This window comes from Streptomyces sp. V1I1, from assembly GCF_030817355.1.
Lineage (GTDB): Bacteria > Actinomycetota > Actinomycetes > Streptomycetales > Streptomycetaceae > Streptomyces.
The window spans coordinates 7937987-7956591 of sequence record NZ_JAUSZH010000001.1; the positions used below are offsets into that span (position 1 = coordinate 7937987).

18 protein-coding genes and 1 pseudogene are annotated in these 18605 nt (G+C 66.4%); 4 read left to right on the forward strand and 15 right to left on the reverse strand.

Annotated elements, in window-relative coordinates:
- Nucleotides 1-18: 18 nt before the first annotated feature.
- From QFZ67_RS36960 to QFZ67_RS36985, 6 genes are all read right to left on the reverse strand, one after another.
- The gene (locus QFZ67_RS36960; RefSeq protein ID WP_307665402.1) at nt 19-1206 is read right to left on the reverse strand and encodes a pyridoxal phosphate-dependent aminotransferase family protein; all 1188 of its coding nucleotides are present in this window, start codon (nt 1204-1206) and stop codon (nt 19-21) included.
- A gap of 190 nt (nt 1207-1396) precedes the next feature.
- Nucleotides 1397-2179 (reverse strand): Fpg/Nei family DNA glycosylase, encoded by a 783-nt coding sequence (locus tag QFZ67_RS36965; RefSeq protein ID WP_307665403.1) that lies wholly within the window; start codon nt 2177-2179, stop codon nt 1397-1399.
- A 159-nt stretch (nt 2180-2338) separates the two neighbouring features.
- Entirely contained in the window at nt 2339-3175 is an 837-nt protein-coding gene (locus tag QFZ67_RS36970) for a carbohydrate ABC transporter permease (protein WP_307665404.1), read from the reverse strand.
- Nucleotides 3172-4152 (reverse strand): carbohydrate ABC transporter permease, encoded by a 981-nt coding sequence (locus QFZ67_RS36975; protein ID WP_307665405.1) that lies wholly within the window; start codon nt 4150-4152, stop codon nt 3172-3174. Before QFZ67_RS36975 ends, QFZ67_RS36970 begins: the two co-directional genes overlap by 4 nt.
- Before the next feature lie 14 nt (nt 4153-4166).
- On the reverse strand, nt 4167-5462 hold the full coding sequence (locus QFZ67_RS36980; RefSeq protein ID WP_307665406.1) for a sugar ABC transporter substrate-binding protein: 1296 nt from the start codon (nt 5460-5462) through the stop codon (nt 4167-4169).
- A gap of 62 nt (nt 5463-5524) precedes the next feature.
- A complete protein-coding gene (locus tag QFZ67_RS36985) occupies nt 5525-6757 on the reverse strand; it encodes an aminotransferase class V-fold PLP-dependent enzyme (protein ID WP_307665407.1) in 1233 nt (410 codons plus the stop codon).
- Nucleotides 6758-7114: 357 nt separating this feature from the next.
- On the opposite strand from QFZ67_RS36985, the gene QFZ67_RS36990 reads away from it, so the two are divergent.
- Nucleotides 7115-7831, forward strand: a complete 717-nt coding sequence (locus QFZ67_RS36990) for a FadR/GntR family transcriptional regulator (protein ID WP_307665408.1) — start codon at nt 7115-7117, stop codon at nt 7829-7831.
- Nucleotides 7832-8719: 888 nt separating this feature from the next.
- Here QFZ67_RS36990 and QFZ67_RS36995 read toward each other — a convergent pair.
- The 3 genes and pseudogenes from QFZ67_RS36995 to QFZ67_RS37005 form a co-directional block, all read right to left on the reverse strand.
- On the reverse strand, nt 8720-9271 hold the full coding sequence (locus QFZ67_RS36995) for a dihydrofolate reductase family protein (RefSeq protein WP_307665409.1): 552 nt from the start codon (nt 9269-9271) through the stop codon (nt 8720-8722).
- 169 nt (nt 9272-9440) lie between these two features.
- The gene (locus tag QFZ67_RS37000) at nt 9441-10364 is read right to left on the reverse strand and encodes a glutamate ABC transporter substrate-binding protein (RefSeq protein WP_307665410.1); all 924 of its coding nucleotides are present in this window, start codon (nt 10362-10364) and stop codon (nt 9441-9443) included.
- 78 nt (nt 10365-10442) lie between these two features.
- Nucleotides 10443-10658: pseudogene (locus tag QFZ67_RS37005) on the reverse strand (amino acid ABC transporter ATP-binding protein); the annotation flags it as partial.
- Nucleotides 10659-10836: 178 nt separating this feature from the next.
- Between QFZ67_RS37005 and QFZ67_RS37010 the strand changes: the two are divergent.
- Nucleotides 10837-11343, forward strand: a complete 507-nt coding sequence (locus QFZ67_RS37010) for a GNAT family N-acetyltransferase (RefSeq protein ID WP_307665411.1) — start codon at nt 10837-10839, stop codon at nt 11341-11343.
- Between the two features lie 166 nt (nt 11344-11509).
- Here the strand turns inward: QFZ67_RS37010 and QFZ67_RS37015 are convergent, their stop codons facing one another.
- A complete protein-coding gene (locus tag QFZ67_RS37015; RefSeq protein WP_307665412.1) occupies nt 11510-12031 on the reverse strand; it encodes an alpha/beta fold hydrolase in 522 nt (173 codons plus the stop codon).
- 296 nt (nt 12032-12327) lie between these two features.
- Here QFZ67_RS37015 and QFZ67_RS37020 point away from each other — a divergent pair, with 296 nt between their 5' ends.
- Together QFZ67_RS37020 and QFZ67_RS37025 are read left to right on the forward strand one after the other, a co-directional pair.
- Complete coding sequence (locus tag QFZ67_RS37020) at nt 12328-12687, forward strand: MarR family winged helix-turn-helix transcriptional regulator (RefSeq protein ID WP_307665413.1); 360 nt, start codon at nt 12328-12330, stop codon at nt 12685-12687.
- A 291-nt stretch (nt 12688-12978) separates the two neighbouring features.
- Nucleotides 12979-14346 carry a DUF1996 domain-containing protein gene (locus QFZ67_RS37025; protein ID WP_373430174.1) on the forward strand — a complete coding sequence of 456 codons (1368 nt, stop codon included), beginning with the start codon at nt 12979-12981 and terminating at the stop codon, nt 14344-14346.
- 108 nt (nt 14347-14454) lie between these two features.
- Here QFZ67_RS37025 and QFZ67_RS37030 read toward each other — a convergent pair whose 3' ends face one another.
- From QFZ67_RS37030 to QFZ67_RS37050, 5 genes are all read right to left on the reverse strand, one after another.
- Nucleotides 14455-14763 carry an SCO5918 family protein gene (locus QFZ67_RS37030; protein WP_307665415.1) on the reverse strand — a complete coding sequence of 103 codons (309 nt, stop codon included), beginning with the start codon at nt 14761-14763 and terminating at the stop codon, nt 14455-14457.
- A gap of 56 nt (nt 14764-14819) precedes the next feature.
- The gene (locus tag QFZ67_RS37035; protein WP_307665416.1) at nt 14820-15218 is read right to left on the reverse strand and encodes a CBS domain-containing protein; all 399 of its coding nucleotides are present in this window, start codon (nt 15216-15218) and stop codon (nt 14820-14822) included.
- Between the two features lie 58 nt (nt 15219-15276).
- The gene (locus QFZ67_RS37040) at nt 15277-16824 is read right to left on the reverse strand and encodes a DEAD/DEAH box helicase (RefSeq protein ID WP_307665417.1); all 1548 of its coding nucleotides are present in this window, start codon (nt 16822-16824) and stop codon (nt 15277-15279) included.
- 363 nt (nt 16825-17187) lie between these two features.
- A complete protein-coding gene (locus tag QFZ67_RS37045; protein ID WP_069775160.1) occupies nt 17188-17391 on the reverse strand; it encodes a cold-shock protein in 204 nt (67 codons plus the stop codon).
- Nucleotides 17392-17852: 461 nt separating this feature from the next.
- Nucleotides 17853-18200 carry a MerR family transcriptional regulator gene (locus tag QFZ67_RS37050; protein ID WP_307665418.1) on the reverse strand — a complete coding sequence of 116 codons (348 nt, stop codon included), beginning with the start codon at nt 18198-18200 and terminating at the stop codon, nt 17853-17855.
- Between the last annotated feature and the right edge of the window lie 405 nt (nt 18201-18605).

Below are 18605 nucleotides of genomic sequence, written 5' to 3' on the forward strand. Positions count from 1 at the left end.
TCCGTGTCAGTTCCAGTTTCAGTGGATAAGGTCGTCATGGAGTAGTTGGTCGCGGACTGCTGCGAATCCCTCTAGTGCTCGCGCGAGTTGCTCATCGGTGTGTACCGTCATGTAGCTGCTCCTCAGGCGGGGCGACGCGGCGGGAGGGAGCACCGCGTTGACATATACACCTTGCTCGATCAGGAGATTCCACGCCATGAGAGTGCGTTTTTCGTTCACCATATCGATGGGGACTATAGGTGCTTGGCTGGCGGCGCCGGTTGGATAGCCGAGCGCCGTCAGTTCCCTTCGCATGAAATCCGCCTTTGAAATCACTTCTTTGGAGCGCCACGGCTCCTCCTGAAGTATGCGCAGCGACTCCAGGGCTGCTGCCGTGTTGGCCGGGCTCAAGCTCGCGGAGAACAACAGGCTGCGTGCGTTGTGGCGGAGGTAGTCAATTACCTCCTCATCGCCGAGGATTGCTCCGCCAGTTGATCCGAAAGCCTTGGAGAAGGTGAGCGTGACGAGTGGTACCTCCTCCATGAGGCCGTAGTGGGCGCACGTTCCCCTGCCCTCGGCCAACACGCCGGCACCATGCGCGTCGTCGACAAGGAGAGTGGCTCCGTACTGTCGGCACACCCGTACTAATTCAGGCAGCGGACAAAGGTCGCCCTCCATGCTGTAGACGCCGTCCACCACAACCATCCGGCCGGCCTTTTCGGGAAGCTGATCGAGTTTGCGGGTCAGATCCCGTGTGTCGTTGTGCGCGAACCACTGGACCCTGGCCCGACTGAGCCGAGCGGCGTCGACGAGGGAAGCGTGCGCCTGCTTGTCGATGAGAATGTGATCGCCCGGACCGCAGAGACCGGTGACAGCAGCCAGGTTGGTCTGATAGCCCGTGGTCAGCAATAAGGCGGCTGGTTTGCCGAAGAACTCGGCGAGCTTCCTCTCCAAGTGGTCGTGGAGGTCGAGGTTGCCATTCAGGAGCCGAGAACCCGTGCAGCCTGCGCCATATCGGCGCGATGCTTCTGCGGCGGCGCAACATACCCGTGGATCGGTGCTCAGTCCTAAGTAGTCGTTGGAACCGCACATGATGATCTCACGACTGTCTGGAAGCCGAGCCGCGCCCCGGTCCCGCTCGCTGAAGTTGAGGTAGAAAGGGTAAAGTCCGCTCTTTTTCAGTTCGCGGGAACGGCTGTACCCGGTGCACTTTCTGGTGACGCTCATCAATGGCCTTTCCCCCCGAGGGCTCCTGGAGTTGAGCGAGCGTATCGGCTCATCCGCGCAGGGTCCCGCCCAGCCCCTTAAGCGAATGAATGTTTTCCGAATCAACTCGCAGACCGATAAGATGCAACCTCCATCCGGTCAAAATCGATCATTCTCGACACTGGACCCCTGATGGAGGTCGGGTGCGAGCTCATGACCTGGCCGGCTGGCACCGGGGGCACCACACAGTGCCGCGCCCGCCGACACGCTTGCGGTTCAGCGGCCCGTCGCAGCGCGGGCACGTCGGGTTGGGGTCGTCACGGCGGCCGGTCAGCCAGGACTTCCGTGTGGGAACGCGCCCGGCGCGCACCGACGAGCGCAGGGTGCGGCGCATTTCTGTATGCAGCCGGCGGCGCTCGTCGTCGGTCAGCTCGTCGGCCGGGCGTTCCGAATGCAGGCGGGCGCGCCACAGGATCTCGTCGGCGAGCAGATTGCCGAGCCCGGCGAGCACGGACTGGTCAGTGAGGGCCGACTTGATGCGGCTGCGCCGACGGGACAGCAGCTCGTCGAACTCGGCCCGGTCCACCGACATCGCGTCAGGCCCCTGGTCGTGCAGGATCCGCGCGACATCGGCATCGTCGGCGAGCCAGAGGCCCTGCAGCTTGCGCTGGTCGCGGTAGCTCAGGTGGTCCCGGCCCACGGTGAACACGACGCGGTCGTGCGGATGGGGCGGGTCCGTCTCGCGACAGCAGACCAGCTGCCCGGTCATCCCGAAATGCAGCATCACAGTGGGACCGTCGGTGCGGGCGAGCAGCCACTTGCCGTGCCGCTCCGGTTCGCCGAACCGGCGGCCTTCCAGGTCGCGGCTCAGCCGGCCGGCGCTCACCCCGTGCAGGACGCCCGCGTCGTTCACCTCGACCCGCTTGATCCGCTTGCCCTGTGCGCAGGAGGCGAGGACCTCGCGGAACCCCTCGACATCGGGCAGCTCGGGCATGACATCACCCGCCGATCTTCGTACTCACCCGTCGCGGTTGGCAGTACATCCAGAGTCGCACCGCGAAGGGGTCACCACCAGGCGACCACCACCAGCGGGCGATGGGCAGGCCCGACTGCGCGTACCCGGTCCGCGGGGCGGGGGGTGGCGCCGTGGCCACTAGCCCTTGACCGCACCCGAGGTGAGGCCCTGGACGATATGGCGGCTGGCGAAGGCGAAGAGCACCATGGTCGGGAGAATCGTGAGCACGGCCGCCGCAGACATCGAACCCCAGTCGATGTTGAAGCTGGAGATGAAGCCGTTCAGCGCCGTGGGGATCGTCTTGTTGTCGTCGCTGTTCATGAGCGTGACCGAAAGGAACAGCTCGTTCCAGCAGTTCACGAAGTTGAAGATGAACGCGGCGATGATGCCCGGCTTCATCACCGGCAGGAGCACCCGGAAGAGGGCCCCGAACCGCGAGAGGCCGTCGATCATGGCGGCTTCCTCCAGTGCGTCCGGGATGTTCGCGAAGAATCCGCGGAGCATCACCGTGCAGAAGGGGATGCAAACCCCGACGTATACCAGGATGAGCCCGAGCCGGTTGTCGACCAGTTTCAGTTCGGTCATCATCAGGTACAGCGGGCCCAGCGCGATGAATGTGGGGATCATCTGCGTGATCAGAGCCGCCATCAGCAGCGCGCTCTTGCTCCGGAACTCGAAGCGGGCCAGCACATAAGCCGACAGCATCGAGATCGCGGTTGCCACCGCCCCCGCGACCGTCGCGACGATCAGGCTGTTGGTGAGATAGACGCCGAACTGCGCATTGCTGAACAGCCCGGCGTAGTTCTCCAGTGAGAAGTGCTCCGGCCAGTAGGCGATCGGGAACGTGAAGATGTCGCCTGGGCTCTTCAGCGACGTGATGGTGATCCAGTACAGCGGGAAGACCGTGACGACCAGCCAGAGCGCGAGGAAGGTGACTCTGGTGACGCGTCCCGGAAGGGACTCCTTGTTGATCACGAACTTGCTCCCTTCTTCTCGCGCGTGGCCATGAGGTAGAAGACCGAGAAGACCAGCAGCACCGCGACGACGATGAGACCGAGCGCGGACGCCTTCCCGTAGTCACCCTGCTGCGTGATCGTGATCATCCACGTGGTCACGATGTGCGTCTCGTTGTTCGGGCCGCCGCCGGTCATTCCGAAGATGATGTCGGGGAAGTTGAAGATCCAGATCACCCGCAGCAGCACGGTCAGCGCCAGTGTCATCCGGATGTAGGGAATGGTGACCTGGAACAGTGTGCGGACCTTGCCGGCGCCGTCGAGTTCGGCTGCCTCGTACAGGTCGTTGGGGATCGACTGCAGGGCGGCGAGGATCATAATGGAGAAGAATGTGACGCCGTACCAGATATTGGCGACGATGACGGCGATCATCGCCGTCTTGGGATCGGCAAGCCAGGCGATCGGCTCATCGATCAGTCCTGCCTTCTCCAGGAGGTCGTTCACGACTCCGAACTCGCTGTTGAACATCCAGCGGAACAGGATGCCGATGAGGAACCCGGATATGGCCCAGGGGAAGAAGACCAGTGCTTGATACAGCCCGCGGAAGCGGAAACGCCGGCGCAACCACAGTGCGATGGCGAAACCGATCACGAACTGGGGAACGATGGAAGCGAACACCCACAGCGCGGTATTGCTGAGGACGGTGCTCCATGCCGGGTCCGTGAAGATCGCCTGGAAGTTCTCGAAGCCCACCCACGAGGTGTCGGTGAGGTCCGTCAGGTTCCAGTGGCGGAAGGCCATCTGACTGCCCCGGAGCATGGGGTAGTAGATGAAGACAGCTACGAAGAGCACGGCCGGGGCCATGTACGCGGCGATGACCAGGCCGCGGCGTGCGGTGAAGGCCGGCCTGCGCGGACGCTGACTTGCCGTTGTCGGTGCGGGCCGAGCGCCCCCCTTGAGGGAGGGGCGCTCCACCTGCTCGTAGGTCGATCGGGTCACGTCCCGCCTTCCCCTCAGCCCTTGCTCTTCCACTTCTCGGTCCAGTACTTGTCCCAGCTGTCGAGCAGCTGCTTCGGAGTCATCTTGCCGAGCAGCACCCTCTGGATCTCCGCGTCGGCCTTCTGGGACCACTCGGTCCACCAGGGCGCGTCACGGGGCTGGGTGACGGTGATGTACTTGTCCGGGTTCTGGGTCATCGTCACGTAGCTGGCCCACGGACCGGTCTTGTAGAACTCGTCCTCGCTCGCCGCTTTGAGGATCGGGACCAGGCTGTTCTCCTTGCTGAAGGTGGTCGACGCCTCGCCCTGCGAGAGGAACTTGATCAGCTTGATCGATTCCGCCTTGTGCTTGCTGCCTTTGGCGATTCCCCAGCCGGCGGTCGCCAGCGGCTGAACGGCCTTACCGCCGGGACCGGCGAGCAGGGGAGCGGTGGTCCACTGGTCCTTCTTGATCGCCTTCGACTGCCCCACCGTCGCGATCACTTCGGGGTCCTGCAGCAGGAACGCAGTGGAGCCGTTCGAGAAGCCCTCGACCATCTCCGGGTATCCCCACGCGACCGACGACGGCGGCGACGCCTGCTTGAACAGCTTGAAGTAGGTGTTCAGCGCGTCGAGGGCTTCCGGCGCGGAGAAGATCGTGCTGCCGTCGGTGAGCTTGTATCCGTTCTCGCGGTCGACCTTGTCGGCGACATAGGCCTCGATGGCCGCGGTCACATTGCCGTTGGCGTTGGTTCCGCCCCGGAACGCATAGCCGTACTGGCGCTTGCCCTTGTCCTGGATCGCGGTGGCCTGCTCCAGCAGCTCATCCCAGTTCGTGGGCGGACTGCTGGATCCGGCTTCCTTGATCAGGTCGGTGCGGTAGAAGAGGCTCAGCCCGTAGAAGCCGTACGGGACGAAGTACGTGTTGCCCTTGGCGTTCTTGGAGGCCTTGGTGGCGTTCTCGGTCATGTCCTTCCAGCCGGCCCACCCCTCAAGGTCCTTGCCCATGTCGTAGAGCCAGCCGTTGGTCGACCATGGGCCGGCGGTGATGTCCCGCACTTCCAGGGTGTCGACGCCGCTGCCGGACTGGAGCATCTGCTGGATCTTCTGATCTGCCTGGTCGGTCGGCGGCGAGATCAGATTGACCTTGATCTTCGGATTCTCCTTCTGGAAATCCGCGATGAGTTTCTTCAGGAGCTCTGTGCGGGCGGGGTTCGTCAGGCTCTCCACCATCTGAAGGGTGACGGTCCCGTCACTCGCACTCGTGGAGCAGCCCGTCAGTACCATCGCGGCAGCGATGCCGAGGGCGGCTATTGCCTTCCTTCTTCTCAACTGTCCTCCTCCATAGGTGTGATTCCGCAAAGCAGCGTCGGGTGGGAACGTGCCTCGCGTCTCTACGGTGCGGCGTCCGCAGTGCGGGCCCACTCGCCGAGCACCGGGACGCAGCGCTCGGCGAAGTACTCGAAGTCGGCGGCCGTGTTGTACACGTGCGTGGACAGGCGGATGTAGCCGACGCCGTCGAAGCTGGTGAACGCCGCTGCGACGTCCAGCTCCTGTGCCACCCGATCGCGCAGCGCGTCGGCGGCGGCATGGCTGGTGGCCAGGCCTGCGGGGAGACGCACCAGCCGCAAGGCATTGACCGGCATACCGACGTCAACTGCGCTGCTTGTACCGGTGAGTTCGGCGAAGGCGTCGCCGACGATCCGCTCCGCATAGTCGGCCAGGTCCTGCATGTAGCTGCGTGCCGTCTTCCAGCCCCAGGTGCGCTCGATGAAGTCGAGAGAGGTCGGCGCCGCCAGATAGCTGGTGACGTCCACCGTTCCCTGGGTGTCGAAGCGCTCGGGGAACGGATCGGCGGCGCCCCAGGAGTCGATCAGCGGATAGAGGCCGTCGCGCAGCGCGCCGCGGGCGACCAGAGCCGATGTGCCACGGGGGGCGCAGCCGAACTTGTGAAGGTTGCCGATCCAGAAGTCGCACTCCAGACCGGAGAGAGGATCGTCGATCAGACCGGGAACGTGCGCCCCGTCCACGAGGAGCGGGATGCCGCGCCTCCGCGCCTCCGCACCGATCCGCTCCACGGGCATCCGGCGCGCGGTGGCCGAGGTGATGTGGTCCACGACGATCAGTTCCGTCGCGTCGCTGAGCTCGGCGGCGATCGCTTCGTAGGCGTGCTTCTCGTCGGCGCCGAGGGGAACCCTCACCGTGCGGACGGTGCCGCCGCAGCGCCTCGCGAGGCGCTCGGCCCCCATGGTGACGGCTCCGTAGCCATGGTCCGTCACGATGATCTCGCCGCCGCGTCTGACCGGCAGGTTCGCGTAGACGACGCTCGCGCCGCCACTCGCATTCGGTACGAGAGCGAGGTCTTCCACGGCGACGCGCAGGAACGCGGCGATGTCAGCCCTGGCGGTCGCGACCCGCTTGGGGAGCTCCGGGAACCACACCAGTGGGGACCGTTCCATCTCCTTGCGCAACCGGTTCTGTTCGTCCTGCGCGACGACCGGAACCGCCCCGAACGATCCGTGGTTGAGATGTTTGTGCCCGGGGTCCAGCGACCACGCTTCCGCGGCGGCCCGCCCGTCAGGGAGGAGCAGCGGGCGTGGTGCTGGGGTGAGGTGGCTCTCGCTCACGTGACTCCCGATCTCCCGTGATCTTCCAGATCGCGTGTGACATCAGATGATTCTCAAAAGAGATATGACGACTTGGGGCGGCATCCTGACACGCTGCCCGGGCGAGGGCAATAGCCTTGCGCTCACTATGGGTGATGCACCAGCCTGATGCCCGCTCTAGGGCAGCCAGGATGCGGGGTATGCGGCTGTTCGTCTGCCGTCGCAGCCTCAGGTCACGATCGGGCCGCGAAGTCATCCACGCATGGTCTGCCCACCAAGTCATCTAATGACTTACTGGTGACCCGCATGCGCTGTCTGATGACTCGGTAGACTGTTCGGAGGTCGGGCGATGCTGCCAGGCCATCCGGGGAGGAAGCGATGTCCGCAGTCGACAAGGCATTTCACGGCCTCAGGCACATGATCGCCACAGGTCGTCTCGGCGCGGGGGAGCGTATTCCGCCCGAGAACGAGTTGTGCGAGGAGCTTGGCGTGTCCCGGGGGCCCCTCCGTGAAGCGGTGCGGATGCTCGTGGCGCTGCGTATCGTCGAGCCGCGTCATGGCTCGGGGACCTACGTGTCCCAGCTGCGGCCGGAAGACATCATCGGCAGCCTGTCGTTGACAGTCGACCTCCTGCCGCTGAGCGGGCTGCTCGAGGTGTACGAGCTCCGGCGCGTTCTGGAATCCCACGTCGCTGCCCAGGCGGCTGCTCGTGTGACGCCCGAAGCGCTGAAGACGATCTTCGGGCACATCGAGGCGATGGAGGCCATGGAGGCGATGGAGGACCCATCCAAGATCTCCGAGATCGACCACCGCTTCCACACGGCGATCGCGCGGATCGGAGGCAACCCGACTTTGGAGTCCCTGCTCGGCGTGTTCCGCGCGCGTTCTCGCGCCTACCAGGTGTTCACGCTTCCCGAGAGCGCTGAGATCAAGCGTGCAAGCGATGAGGAGCACCGGGCGATTGCCACCGCGATCGCCAACCGGGACCCTGTCGCCGCCGCCAGTGCGGCGGCGACCCATGTCGCTCACACGGAGAGATGGCTGCACGCCTTTCTGCCGCCTGAGGCGGGGGAGAGCCCGAGTACGTCGTCGTGACGGATGAGGAGGCCGTCTGCGAGAAATACGGCCAGGTGCGGCACGTCAATAACCGCACCGTGTTGGGGTTCGCCGAAATCACCACCCCCGCTCACCTCGTTCGCCAGACCTGCTCGCGTCGGCCCCTCGAGCGGGCTGATGTCACCCCGTGGGCGATGGTGGTTCCGGACGCTCCCATACTGGATCATCCGTGTCCGGTCGGCCATGGAGTCGACGGGGCACCGGCCCCGGAACAGCCAGCCGACGGCGTGCGATTTCGGTGAACACCTGGCGCCGATCGTCCACGGCATCACGCAACGCAAACCACCGATCCGGTGTTGATACTTCCCGTACCAGGGCTATATGAGACCGCCAGATCTGCTCGTCGATCGCGTGAGCCGCCTGGGCGATGTCGTGCTCCGCAACCAGACTCACCATGGCCAAGGCGTCGTTCCACGGACGCCAGTCGACATCCGAGACGGCCCCCGGCGAGCGTGACCTCTCTTTGGCAACCCGGGCGAGAGCTACGAGGATTGCGGCAGACTCCCGCAGAACCTGCGCACACGCGTCCGTCTGCTGATCCCAGGACCGCTGCACCCGCTGCGTCCGGCTGCTGACGTACGAGCCTGCGACAACGCCGAGCAACGTAGTCAGCACGGCACTGCCCGTGGTGGCAAGAGCGTTCCAGTCAGTGTTCACAGCGGACAGTCTCACCGCTGCTTGCCATGCCATGGAAGCACCCGCCTTGGACTCGGCTGAGGCATCGCCTCAGTCCCGCCTTGCCGCATGAGCAGGTGAGCCGCCGTGCGGCAACTGCGGTGCAAAACGTACGCCTTGCGCCGGATGCGATCGATTGTGGCTCAGGCGTACCTGACACACCGGCAGGGACGCGGCGCCGCTTCGCGAAGGTCATTTCGGCGAGGAAGCCTCAGTGCGCTGGTAACGGAGGAGGACGACCCCGTTGCCGAAGGTCCGGGTCTCGGCGAGCCGGAGATCGGTCTTGGCGTCCGATGCCGGGAACAGGGGTTTGCCCCGTCCAATGAGGACCGGATGGATGTAGAGGCGGTACTCGTCGATCAAGTCGTGCTGCATGAAGGCCGCGGTGAGGTCGGCCCCCCCGAGCGCCATGTCTCCGCCCGGCTGCGCCTTGAGCGCCATGATCTCCTCGACGACGACGTCCCGCACGATGGTGGTGTTCCAGTCGGCCCGCTCCAGGGTCCTGGAGAACACGATCTTGGGCATGTCCCGCCAGATACCGGCAAACTCCACCAGGGGCCGGCTACTTGAGGGGCCGGTGTCGGCGGTTGGCCAGAACCCGGCCATGAGTACGTAGCTGCCCGCCGTAGGTACCGAGAGCTGCCGCCGGCGGGTGCAGCAAATGCCACTGTTTTCGCCCACACCGCCGCGCTGCGCGGCGCGGGCCTGATCACCACGGCCCGCGCCGGACGGGTGGTCCTGCACCAGCGCACTGCTCTGGGGGGCTTGCTGGTTCAGCGGCGCAGTGGAACGCGGAGCGCGAACAGCTGAGGTCCGGGGGCCAAAGCCGCGCTGGGGCTACGGCTTGCGCGTGCCCCACGCGCCTCGGAGGGGCGCCGCGCCGCCGAGGTGGAGATGGGCAGTGTCGGCGCCGTCAGTAGCGCTCGACCATCGATGCCCCGCCGTATCTGGAGCCGGAAAGGCCAAGCGTCGCGTCGTATGCCCTCTTGTGATCGCCGCTCTTGTCGTGCGCCTCGATGGCGTCCGAAACCGCGTCACGCAGCGCCTTGTCATCCTTGTTCATGCCGATGCCGTAGGGCTCCTCGGTGAACGGGCTCCCGACGACCTTCAGCTTCTCGGGGCGCTGGGCTGCGTAGCCCATGAGGATGGCATCGTCCGTGGTGACGGCATCGACCTCGTCGTTGAGCAATTTCTGAACGCACTCGTTGTACTTGGACGTTTCGATGGTCGTGGTGTTGTAGTCGGGCTTCTTGATCTCCTTGATCGCGGTTGAGCCCTTGACCGAGCAGACCGTCTTGCCCTGCAGAGAGTACGGACCGCTGATCGTCCCGTCGTTCTTGCGGACCAGGAGGTCGGCGCCCGCCGTGTAGTACGGGCCGGCGAATCCCACCGTCTTCTTGCGCTCGTCGTTGATCGTGTACGTGCCGACGTACAGGTCGACCTCGCCCTTGGAGATGGAGGCCTCGCGGTTGCGGGTGTCGATCGTTTTGAATTCGATCATGTCCGGCGAGAACCCGAGGTCGGCGGCGATCATCTTGGCGATCTCGATGTCGAAGCCGGACCGCTTGCCGCCCGCGTCCTCGAAGCCGAGGAACGGCTGGTCGTTCTTGGCGCCGATGACGAGCTTGCCGGCCTTCTGGGCCTTCCGCAGGATCGGAGAGTCGATCTTGACGTCCTTGGCGACCGCGTACGTGGGCAGCGTCGGCTGGTTCCCGCTGTCCGAGCTACCGGTGGGCCCGTCACCGGCACTGCCGGACTCGCTGTCACAGGCGGTTGCCGTGAGGGCGACCGCAAGCACGGCGATCGTCGCGAGTGCGGCGGACTTGCAGGGCTTCATCGTGAAACATCCTTCGTATCAACAGCTGCGGCAGGCTCGGCGGTTGGGGACAAGGGCGTCGCCGCAGGACGTCGCGCGTCAAGGGTGCAGGATCTTGGACAATAAGTCCTTGGCCCGGTCGCTGCGCGGGTTGTTGCAGAACTCATCCGGCGAGGCCTCTTCGACGATCCTGCCGTCGGCCACGAGCACGACCCGCTTCACGGCGGACCGTGCAAAGCCCATCTCGTGCGTGCCGACGATCACCGTTGTCGCGTCGCGCGCGAGCTGCGTAGGGAGGACAGTAAGGACTCGATCCTCTCGGCGTCATTACATCTGAGCAGAACTTGAGCATCACGGTCCGGCTACGGCCGGACATATCCGTCATGGACCTGGGCTGCGCGCCGGGCGCACCTATGTCGATCCACGGAGCGGGCCGGCCGACTCACCGCCCCCTCCACACTCGCCCGAGTGCGAGGATGCGTAGCGTCCTCCCATGCCCGAACTCCAGCGCCTTCGCCTCGACCATGCCCCGGCCCTGCTCGCGTTCGAGCAGGAGAACCGGGCCTACTTCGCCGCGTCGATTCCAGACCGCGGCGACGACTACTTCGCCCATTTCGACGCACGGCACCGTGACCTGCTCGCCGAGCAGGCCGCCGGGCTGCACTTCTTCCATGTGCTGGTGGGCGGCGGTGGTGAGGTGCTGGGGCGGGTCAACCTGATCGATGTGGTGGACGGTTCCGCCGAACTCGGGTACCGGATCGCCGAGCGGGCCGCCCGTCAAGGCCTGGCCACGACCGCCGTCCTCCAGACATGCGCGCTGGCTGCTACGGAGTACGGTCTGACCACGCTGCGGGCCGTGACGACGCTCGACAACGCCGGCTCGCGAGCCGTGCTGGCCCGTACGGGATTCGTACCCACCGGCGAGACCCTGCTGGGCGGCCGCCCAGGGATCTGCTACGAACGTGACTTGAGTGGGCTGTTCCGGGCCCCCGTCGCGTGATGATGGCGGCTCTTGGAGCCGAGGTGGGCGTGGGGTGCCCGGTGGCTATGCCGGGCCGTTGGCTCGCCGCACCGGGTGGGTTTCCGGGAAGGACGGTATGTGGGTGAGCAGTTGCTGAGGAGTTTCGATCTGCGGGACGTGGCCGGTGCCGGGGAGCAGGCGGAACTTAGGCGCGTCCGTAGGCGGGGGTCACAACCTCGTCGCTCTCACCCCAGAGGACGAGGGCGGGTGTGGTGATGCCGCCGAGCCGGTCGCGCAGTGACGGGTCGGTCATGGGCGGCTGTCCGCCGTAGACGGCCAGCGCCTTCCGGTTGGCGGCCAGTTGCTGTTCGGTGAGCGAGGCGGAGTCGACGCGGAACGGGGCCGGGTCGTGGAAGCTGAGCCGGGACAGTTCGTCCGGTGTCAGCCCGGAGATGTCGGTGACGGGAGCGTCCTCGACGTGGATGCCGACGGCGTTGACCAGGATGATGCGGCTGACGCGCGGGCTGTGCAGCAGTGCGAGTTCGGCGGCGATCCAGCCGCCGATGGAGTTGCCGACGACGGTGACGTCGTCAAGGCCGAGCCGGTCGAGCAGATTGCGGTAGAGGACGGCGAGTCTGGCGATGCTGTCGAGCCGGTCCGGACGTGGCGTACCGCCGAAACCGGGGTGTGCCGGGGTGATCACCTGGCCGGGCAAGTCGGTTGCCATAAGCCCGGCGAAGGCGGCGACGGACTGGGGGCCGGCTCCTCCGTGCAGCAGCAGGTAGAGGCGGCCTTCGTCCTGCCGCCAACGGTGCCGACGGTTGGGTCGGCGGTCCCAGGGGCGGCGAGGTCCGCGAAGGGGAGGTCTTGGACGGTGGCGGTATGCGCCTCGGCGGCAGGCGGGGTGGCAGCACTCAGGGGACTCATACCGGGACGCCAAATCAACGGGCGGGCCGTGAAGCGCCTGCGAACCGCCACCACAACGCCCTGAACGCAGGCCTCCAGACGATCGGGGTGAGCCTGGTGCCGTGGGACGCCCTGCGCCACCTCGACCAGAGCCCCGAAGCGTCCCTGCACGACCTGGCACAGCTGACCTTCCAGACCGACCAGGCATTCGGCACACTGGCCAAGCGCATGATCGAGCGAGGCCTCATCGAACGCGTACCGGGACCCGGCCGCGCCGTACGCCACCGCCTCACCGGCCACGGCCGCCAGGTACGCCAGGCGGGCGCCGAGATCGTGGACCGCATCCTCGCCGACTCCTTCGCCCCGCTCACCCCCCACCAGCGCGACCTGCTCGGCGACTTGCTGGACCGTCTGCTCGCCGGCGGCGTACCTCTTCCGCTGTTGCCTCCCGCTGAGGGCCCTGCAGATGGCGCCTGAGGGGCAGCGGGGCCCTTCGACGCCCGCCCGGCGCACGGATTTTCAACAACCTTCAGTTCTTGCTGAGCAGAACAGTCCTCGTCTCCGTATCTCTCGGTGTTGTGCTGTGCCTCCGCCCGAGCGGGTGAGGGCACGGTCCGACTCGGCCGAGGGCATGAAGTCCCCGGTGTGCGAAGGCAACCAAGGAGGGGCGGACTTGTGAGCTACAGACAGAGACACAAGCGGTCCAGATGGATCGGCATGACAGTCGCGGGAGTGGCAGCAATGGCCGTGGGGGGCGGAGCTCTCCTGATGACCGACAACAACGCCTCGGCCAGCCGGGAATCCGCGAAATCCGCGCGCAAGCTGGCAGCGGCGCAGGCGCCGATGACCATCAACTGCCCTGATGTCGCAGTCCGTTTGTCGAGTGTGCCGCAGGAGGCGCGGCCGACTGTGGACAATGAACTGGCGCAGCTGGACACCCAGGTCGCGGATGCCTATGGGCAACTCGCCGCGGGTGGCGCGAAAGCCGACCAGAATTGGGTGCGCACGCGGGTGTTGGATCCGCTGTCGTCCCAGCGCCGCAGCACACTGGACCGTATTGCGGCCGAAATCGACCGGGTCTCGACCAGCCCGGAGGGCTTGGACTCGCTGGCGTCCTGCACGGTCAAGCGGGACGACGTGGCCCCCGCTTCCGCGTCCGACGCTGCAGCTCCCGGTGCCCCCGCTACGAGCGCCCCTGCTACGAGCGCTCCTGCTCCGGGTGCCTCCGCTCCGGCCGTAGGCGGTCAGGCGCAGACCGGTCCCCGAAGGTCGGATTTCGTGGACATCCGCAAGGTACGGCCCAATGTCGCCAACCCCCGTCTACAGTCCAATGCCTCCCGCGGAACGTTCAAGTCGCGCTGCGGGCGCAACGAGAACAAGCACTTCAACCCCGACAACGTGATCGTCGCCCCAGGCGTCAGCAACGGCGCCCACCACATGCACGACTACGTCGGCAATCTCGAGACCGACGCCTTCTCCAGCAATGACGACCTCGCCACCGCCGGGACGACATGCACCAACGGAGACCGCTCCACCCACTACTGGCCGGTCCTGCGACTGCGCAACGGAAAGAACGAGGGTGACGTAAACCTCCCCGGCGGAGGACAGGACGGCAACGTCGGGCGCATTCTCCAGCCCGCTTCAGTGCAACTCACCTTCCGCGGCAGCCCCGTCGGCAAAGTCACGGCGATGCCCACGTTCCTGCGCATCATCACCGGCGACGCCAAGGCGTTCACCAACGGAACAGCCAACGCGAACGCCTCGTGGAGCTGCACCGGCTTCGAGAACCGACAGCTGAAGGACAAGTACCCGCTGTGCCCGCGGGGCAGCAATGTGGTGCGTACGTTCAAGTTCCAGAGCTGCTGGGACGGTCAGAACACTGACAGTGCGAACCATCGTACGCATGTGGCCTTCGCCCAGGCCAACGGCTCGTGCCCCAAGGGGTTCCGGGCCATCCCGCAGCTGGTCCAGCGGATCACGTACAAGATTTCGCCCGGGTCGGTGTTCGCCGTCGACAGCTTCCCCGAGCAGTTGCACAAGCCGGTGACGGACCATGGCGACTTCATCAACGTGATGTCCTCGTCGCTGATGAGGAACGCAGTGAGCTGCATCAACAGCGGCCGTAGGTGCGGTTGACGCCGGGACCCGGCACGACGAATGTCACGTCGCTGCCGGGTCCACCACTGTGCGGGCGGGCGGCACAGCCGGCCGTCGGCCCAGGTCAGTAGTCGTCGCCGGTCCCGGTCACATGCGCGCCGCTGTTCCGAGCTGTGCTGACGCCGTCTCGAGCGGGGTGGGGACCGGTGCGCGGACGACCGCCGGGGCGGTGTGGCAGGTGAAACCGAGACGTGTCAGCGCCCTGGTCACTTCGCCGGCGGTGAAGTCGCGGCGATCCTGTCCGGTGATCACTTCGCCCACCTGCTTGACGGGGAAGGTGCGGCGGCCGATGGTCACGGAGTCACCGGTGACGGGTTCAGGCTTGATGCCCGTCATCGATTGCTGAACATCACTCTTGACCAGGTCGAAGGGGAAGCGGGCGATGACGCAGCGCATAGTGCCTCAACAGGGTTGGAGGGAAGGGCGGACACGGAATGCCGGCCCGGGGGAGATCAGCGTGTGAGGGTGAGGACGCCGAGGATGTACCCGTCCTCGTCGACCACAGGCGAGGCACCGAGCTTTCGGGCCCGCATGGCGTAATCCGCTTCGAGTAGCGACGTTTCGGACAGGGTGAACGGCCCCCGGTCGTGGACGATGTCCCGCAACCGCGTGTCCTCGGCGTACCAGGAGCCACTGCGGTACGCGGTGAGCTGGGCCCGGGAGACCAGACCGGCGCAGCGGTCGTCCTCACCGCGAACGATCAGGTGCCCCACGCCGGCGCCGATGAGGACGGACAGGGCGACATCGACGATCATGTCATCGCTCACTTGCGGTCCCGGTGAGGTCATGGCGTCGGCGGCGGTCAGCCCGATCCGGTCCGTCTGCCGCGGTTGCGTGAGGATCAGCGTCAATGGACACCTTCTGTGTTCGGTGGATCAATGGACCACGGCGACCGCCGGGGCTGCGATTTCATGCGGCGCTTGTGTACGAGGCCGGGCGCTGCGAGGTGCCTGCCCGCCCCTGGGACGAAGCGGGGGAGCGGCGGGCCTGGGCGCTGCGGCTGCGTCGGCCACCGGTGGAGGAGGCGCTGCGCTTGGGGCGCTCCACAGCCGGTGCGGTAATGGTGACTGGGACGCCGGAGGGGGCCTGGGCGCCGGTGATGCGGCTCAGTTCGGCCTCGCCGGAGCGGACCTGCGCGGTCTGCGGGGTGATGCCGGCGGCGGCCATCAGGCGCGTCATGTCGCGGCGCTGGTTGGGCAGTACCAGGGTGACGACGCTGCCGGACTCGCCGGCGCGGGCGGTGCGCCCTCCGCGGTGGAGGTAGTCCTTGTGGTCGCTGGGCGGGTCGACGTTGACGACGAGGTCGAGGTTGTCGACGTGAATGCCACGGGCCGCGACGTTGGTGGCCACCAGCACTGTGACGTGGCCGGTCTTGAACTGGGCGAGGGTGCGGGTGCGCTGGGGCTGGGACTTGCCGCCGTGCAGCGCGGCGGCGCGTACGCCACTGTGCAGCAGGTGCTTGGTGAGCTGGTCCACGGCATGCTTGGTGTCCAGGAACATGATCACCCGGCCGTCGCGGGCCGCGATCTCGGTGGTGGTGGCGTACTTGTCGGCGCCGTGGACGTGCAGTACGTGGTGCTCCATCGTGGTGACCGTGGCTGCCGAGGGGTCGACGGAGTGGACCACGGGGTCGTTCAGGTAGCGGCGGACCAGGAGGTCGACGTTGCGGTCCAGGGTGGCGGAGAACAGCATCCGCTGACCCCCGGGGCCTACCTGGTCGAGCAGTTCGGTGACTTGGGGCATGAAGCCCATGTCGGCCATCTGGTCGGCTTCGTCCAGGACGGTGATACCGACACGGTCCAGGCGGCAGTCACCGCGCTCGATGAGGTCCTTGAGCCGTCCCGGGGTCGCGACAACGACCTCGGCCCCGCCGCGCAGCGCGCCGGCCTGGCGGCCGATCGACATGCCGCCCACGACGGTGGCCAGCCGCAGCTTCAGGGAACGGGCGTACGGGGTGAGCGCGTCGGTGACCTGTTGCGCCAGCTCCCGGGTGGGAACCAGGACCAGCGCCAGCGGCTGCCGGGGCTCGGCGCGTTTGCCCTCGGTCCGAGCCAGCAGGGCCAGGCCGAAGGCGAGCGTCTTGCCCGAGCCGGTGCGGCCGCGGCCCAGAACGTCGCGGCCGGCCAGCGTGTTCGGCAGGGTTGCAGCCTGGATCGGGAACGGCACGGTCACGCCCTCGGTGCGGAGCGCCGCCAGCAGGGGCGCGGGCATATCCAGTTCGGCGAACGCCTCGACAGCGGGCAGGGCCGGGGTGATGGTGACCGGGAGCGCGAACTCCCCCTGCAGTGCGGCGGGACGGCGTCCGTAGCCGCCGGAGCGGCTGGGGGCACCCGAGCGGCCCGGATTGCCCTGGCGCCCCTGCGACTGCGAACGGAAGCCGCCGCCCCTGCCGGAGCCGGCGGTGCCGCCCTTGCGGGTGCGGGAGTAGCGGTCGTTCGTGCGAGCTGCGCGGTTCATGCAAAACCTTCCTCGATGCGGCACGCATCCAGGAATTCTCGGCAGCATGAGCGGCATAGAGAATTGCAAGAACGAGCCGAAGTGAAAACGAAGACGAAGTCCGGCCGCCGCCGACGGAAAAAGGCGGGGGGCGGACACGTCAAAATGACTGACATGCACCGCAGTGGCTGGATGCAAAATCATGGGGAACGGGCGGACCTTGTGTCCTGCAGGAGTCGTGAGCGAATCGTCCGCCGTACGGTGAGGAAAAGTGTTGCGTCTCGCCGTGTGTGAAGTCGCTGCGGCCCGGCCGGCCCGGAGAATGCAACGAGCTGGGGCCCGCACCCCAAGGTGCGGGCCCCAGCTACGTCGTGCGCGTCAGCGTCAGGCGGGAACGATGTTCTCCGCCTGCGGGCCCTTCTGGCCCTGCGTGACGTCGAAGTTTACCTTCTGGCCCTCCTGCAGCTCGCGGAAGCCCTGGGCGGCGATGTTCGAGTAGTGGGCGAAGACGTCAGCGCCGCCGCCGTCCTGCTCGATGAAGCCGAAACCCTTTTCCGCGTTGAACCACTTGACGGTGCCAGTAGCCATGTCATATCTCCTTCGGGGCAGTGCCCGGAGCCCGCACTGTGCGAGCTCCGCGTCGCCGCGATGATTGCCCCGTCCGGAAAAAGAATCCGGAAATACAGAAGTGCACGCTCCGACAATAACGTCGGCACGGGCACTTGAAGTCTCTGGGAACCACAACTGCAACTGAGAACAACGGTAGCACGACGCAAGCGGATGGGCGCGGCGAGTGATATCACTCCGCCCGCTGCGCTATAAACCCTCATCGGGCATCGCTCGAATATCTGCGCCTGCGGCAATAGATATTCGGGTGTGCGGAGCTCAACCAGGTCATCCGAGCGGAACGGACTGCGCTGCCGACGCGGCGCCGGGTATGCGAACGCGACCCCTTCGCCAGGCCGGCTGACGCCAGGCCTGTCCGGTGTCCCGTGACTCGGGGCGAGGCTTCGCCGATGCTCGTCAGTCGGGCGTCAGTCGGATGTCAGTCAGGAGCCGGCAGCTCCGCCCGAGTCTGCCGTGGGCCGGCGCAGTTCCTCGTTGATTCGCAGGGCTTCCTCGAGCTGGTCTTCCAGAATGACGATGCGGCAGGCTGCGTCGATCGGCGTGCCGCCGTCGACCAGTTCGCGCGCGCGAGCGGCGATGCGCAGTTGGTAGCGGGAGTAGCGGCGATGGCCGCCTTCGGACCGCAGCGGGGTGATCAGCCGGGCTTCGCCGATCGCCCGGAGGAAGCCGGGTGTGGCGCCGATCATTTCGGCGGCGCGACCCATGGTGTAGGCGGGGTAGTCGTCGTCATCGAATCGATCGGTGGTGTGCGGCGGGATCTCTGGGGGCACTTGCACCTCTTTCTGGAACGCGTCGAGGGGCCCCGGTGCGTACGCACCGGGGCCCCGAGGGGTATCAACACCATCTGCCGGCGCTGTGCGCTGGCTTTCGTATTCCGCGGGTCCGTCCTTGAGGCCGGAAGCGCGGGGATCGCGGATGCGTGACCGGGGACCACCTTCCAATCGGGGCCTGCGGTACCCGGGCGAACGGGATCCTCGCCCGGGCGATCCTGATGGCGTCTGCTCCTCTCTGATTCTTCGGGTCGTAACTGCTCTGGACATGCGGTGCTGCACGGCGACCCCGGGGGCCGCCCGGCCCGGCCATCAGACCTGGGATCTTCTTGCACTTCCTGACCCCAGGACTCCATTGCCGTGCCGTGTACTGCTCGCGCCAGTTCGTCTCTGTCGCGTATCGCT

What these genes read in the sequence shown, in the direction of transcription:
- QFZ67_RS36960 (WP_307665402.1), bottom strand. Translation starts at nt 1,206, where the DNA reads ATGAGCGTCACCAGAAAGTGCACCGGGTACAGCCGTTCCCGCGAACTG.
- QFZ67_RS36965 (WP_307665403.1), bottom strand. Translation starts at nt 2,179, where the DNA reads ATGCCCGAGCTGCCCGATGTCGAGGGGTTCCGCGAGGTCCTCGCCTCC.
- QFZ67_RS36990 (WP_307665408.1), top strand. Translation starts at nt 7,115, where the DNA reads ATGTCCGCAGTCGACAAGGCATTTCACGGCCTCAGGCACATGATCGCC.
- QFZ67_RS37000 (WP_307665410.1), bottom strand. Translation starts at nt 10,364, where the DNA reads ATGAAGCCCTGCAAGTCCGCCGCACTCGCGACGATCGCCGTGCTTGCG.
- QFZ67_RS37010 (WP_307665411.1), top strand. Translation starts at nt 10,837, where the DNA reads ATGCCCGAACTCCAGCGCCTTCGCCTCGACCATGCCCCGGCCCTGCTC.
- QFZ67_RS37015 (WP_307665412.1), bottom strand. Translation starts at nt 12,031, where the DNA reads ATGGCAACCGACTTGCCCGGCCAGGTGATCACCCCGGCACACCCCGGT.
- QFZ67_RS37025 (WP_373430174.1), top strand. Translation starts at nt 12,979, where the DNA reads ATGACCGACAACAACGCCTCGGCCAGCCGGGAATCCGCGAAATCCGCG.
- QFZ67_RS37030 (WP_307665415.1), bottom strand. Translation starts at nt 14,763, where the DNA reads ATGCGCTGCGTCATCGCCCGCTTCCCCTTCGACCTGGTCAAGAGTGAT.
- QFZ67_RS37040 (WP_307665417.1), bottom strand. Translation starts at nt 16,824, where the DNA reads ATGAACCGCGCAGCTCGCACGAACGACCGCTACTCCCGCACCCGCAAG.
- QFZ67_RS37045 (WP_069775160.1), bottom strand. Translation starts at nt 17,391, where the DNA reads ATGGCTACTGGCACCGTCAAGTGGTTCAACGCGGAAAAGGGTTTCGGC.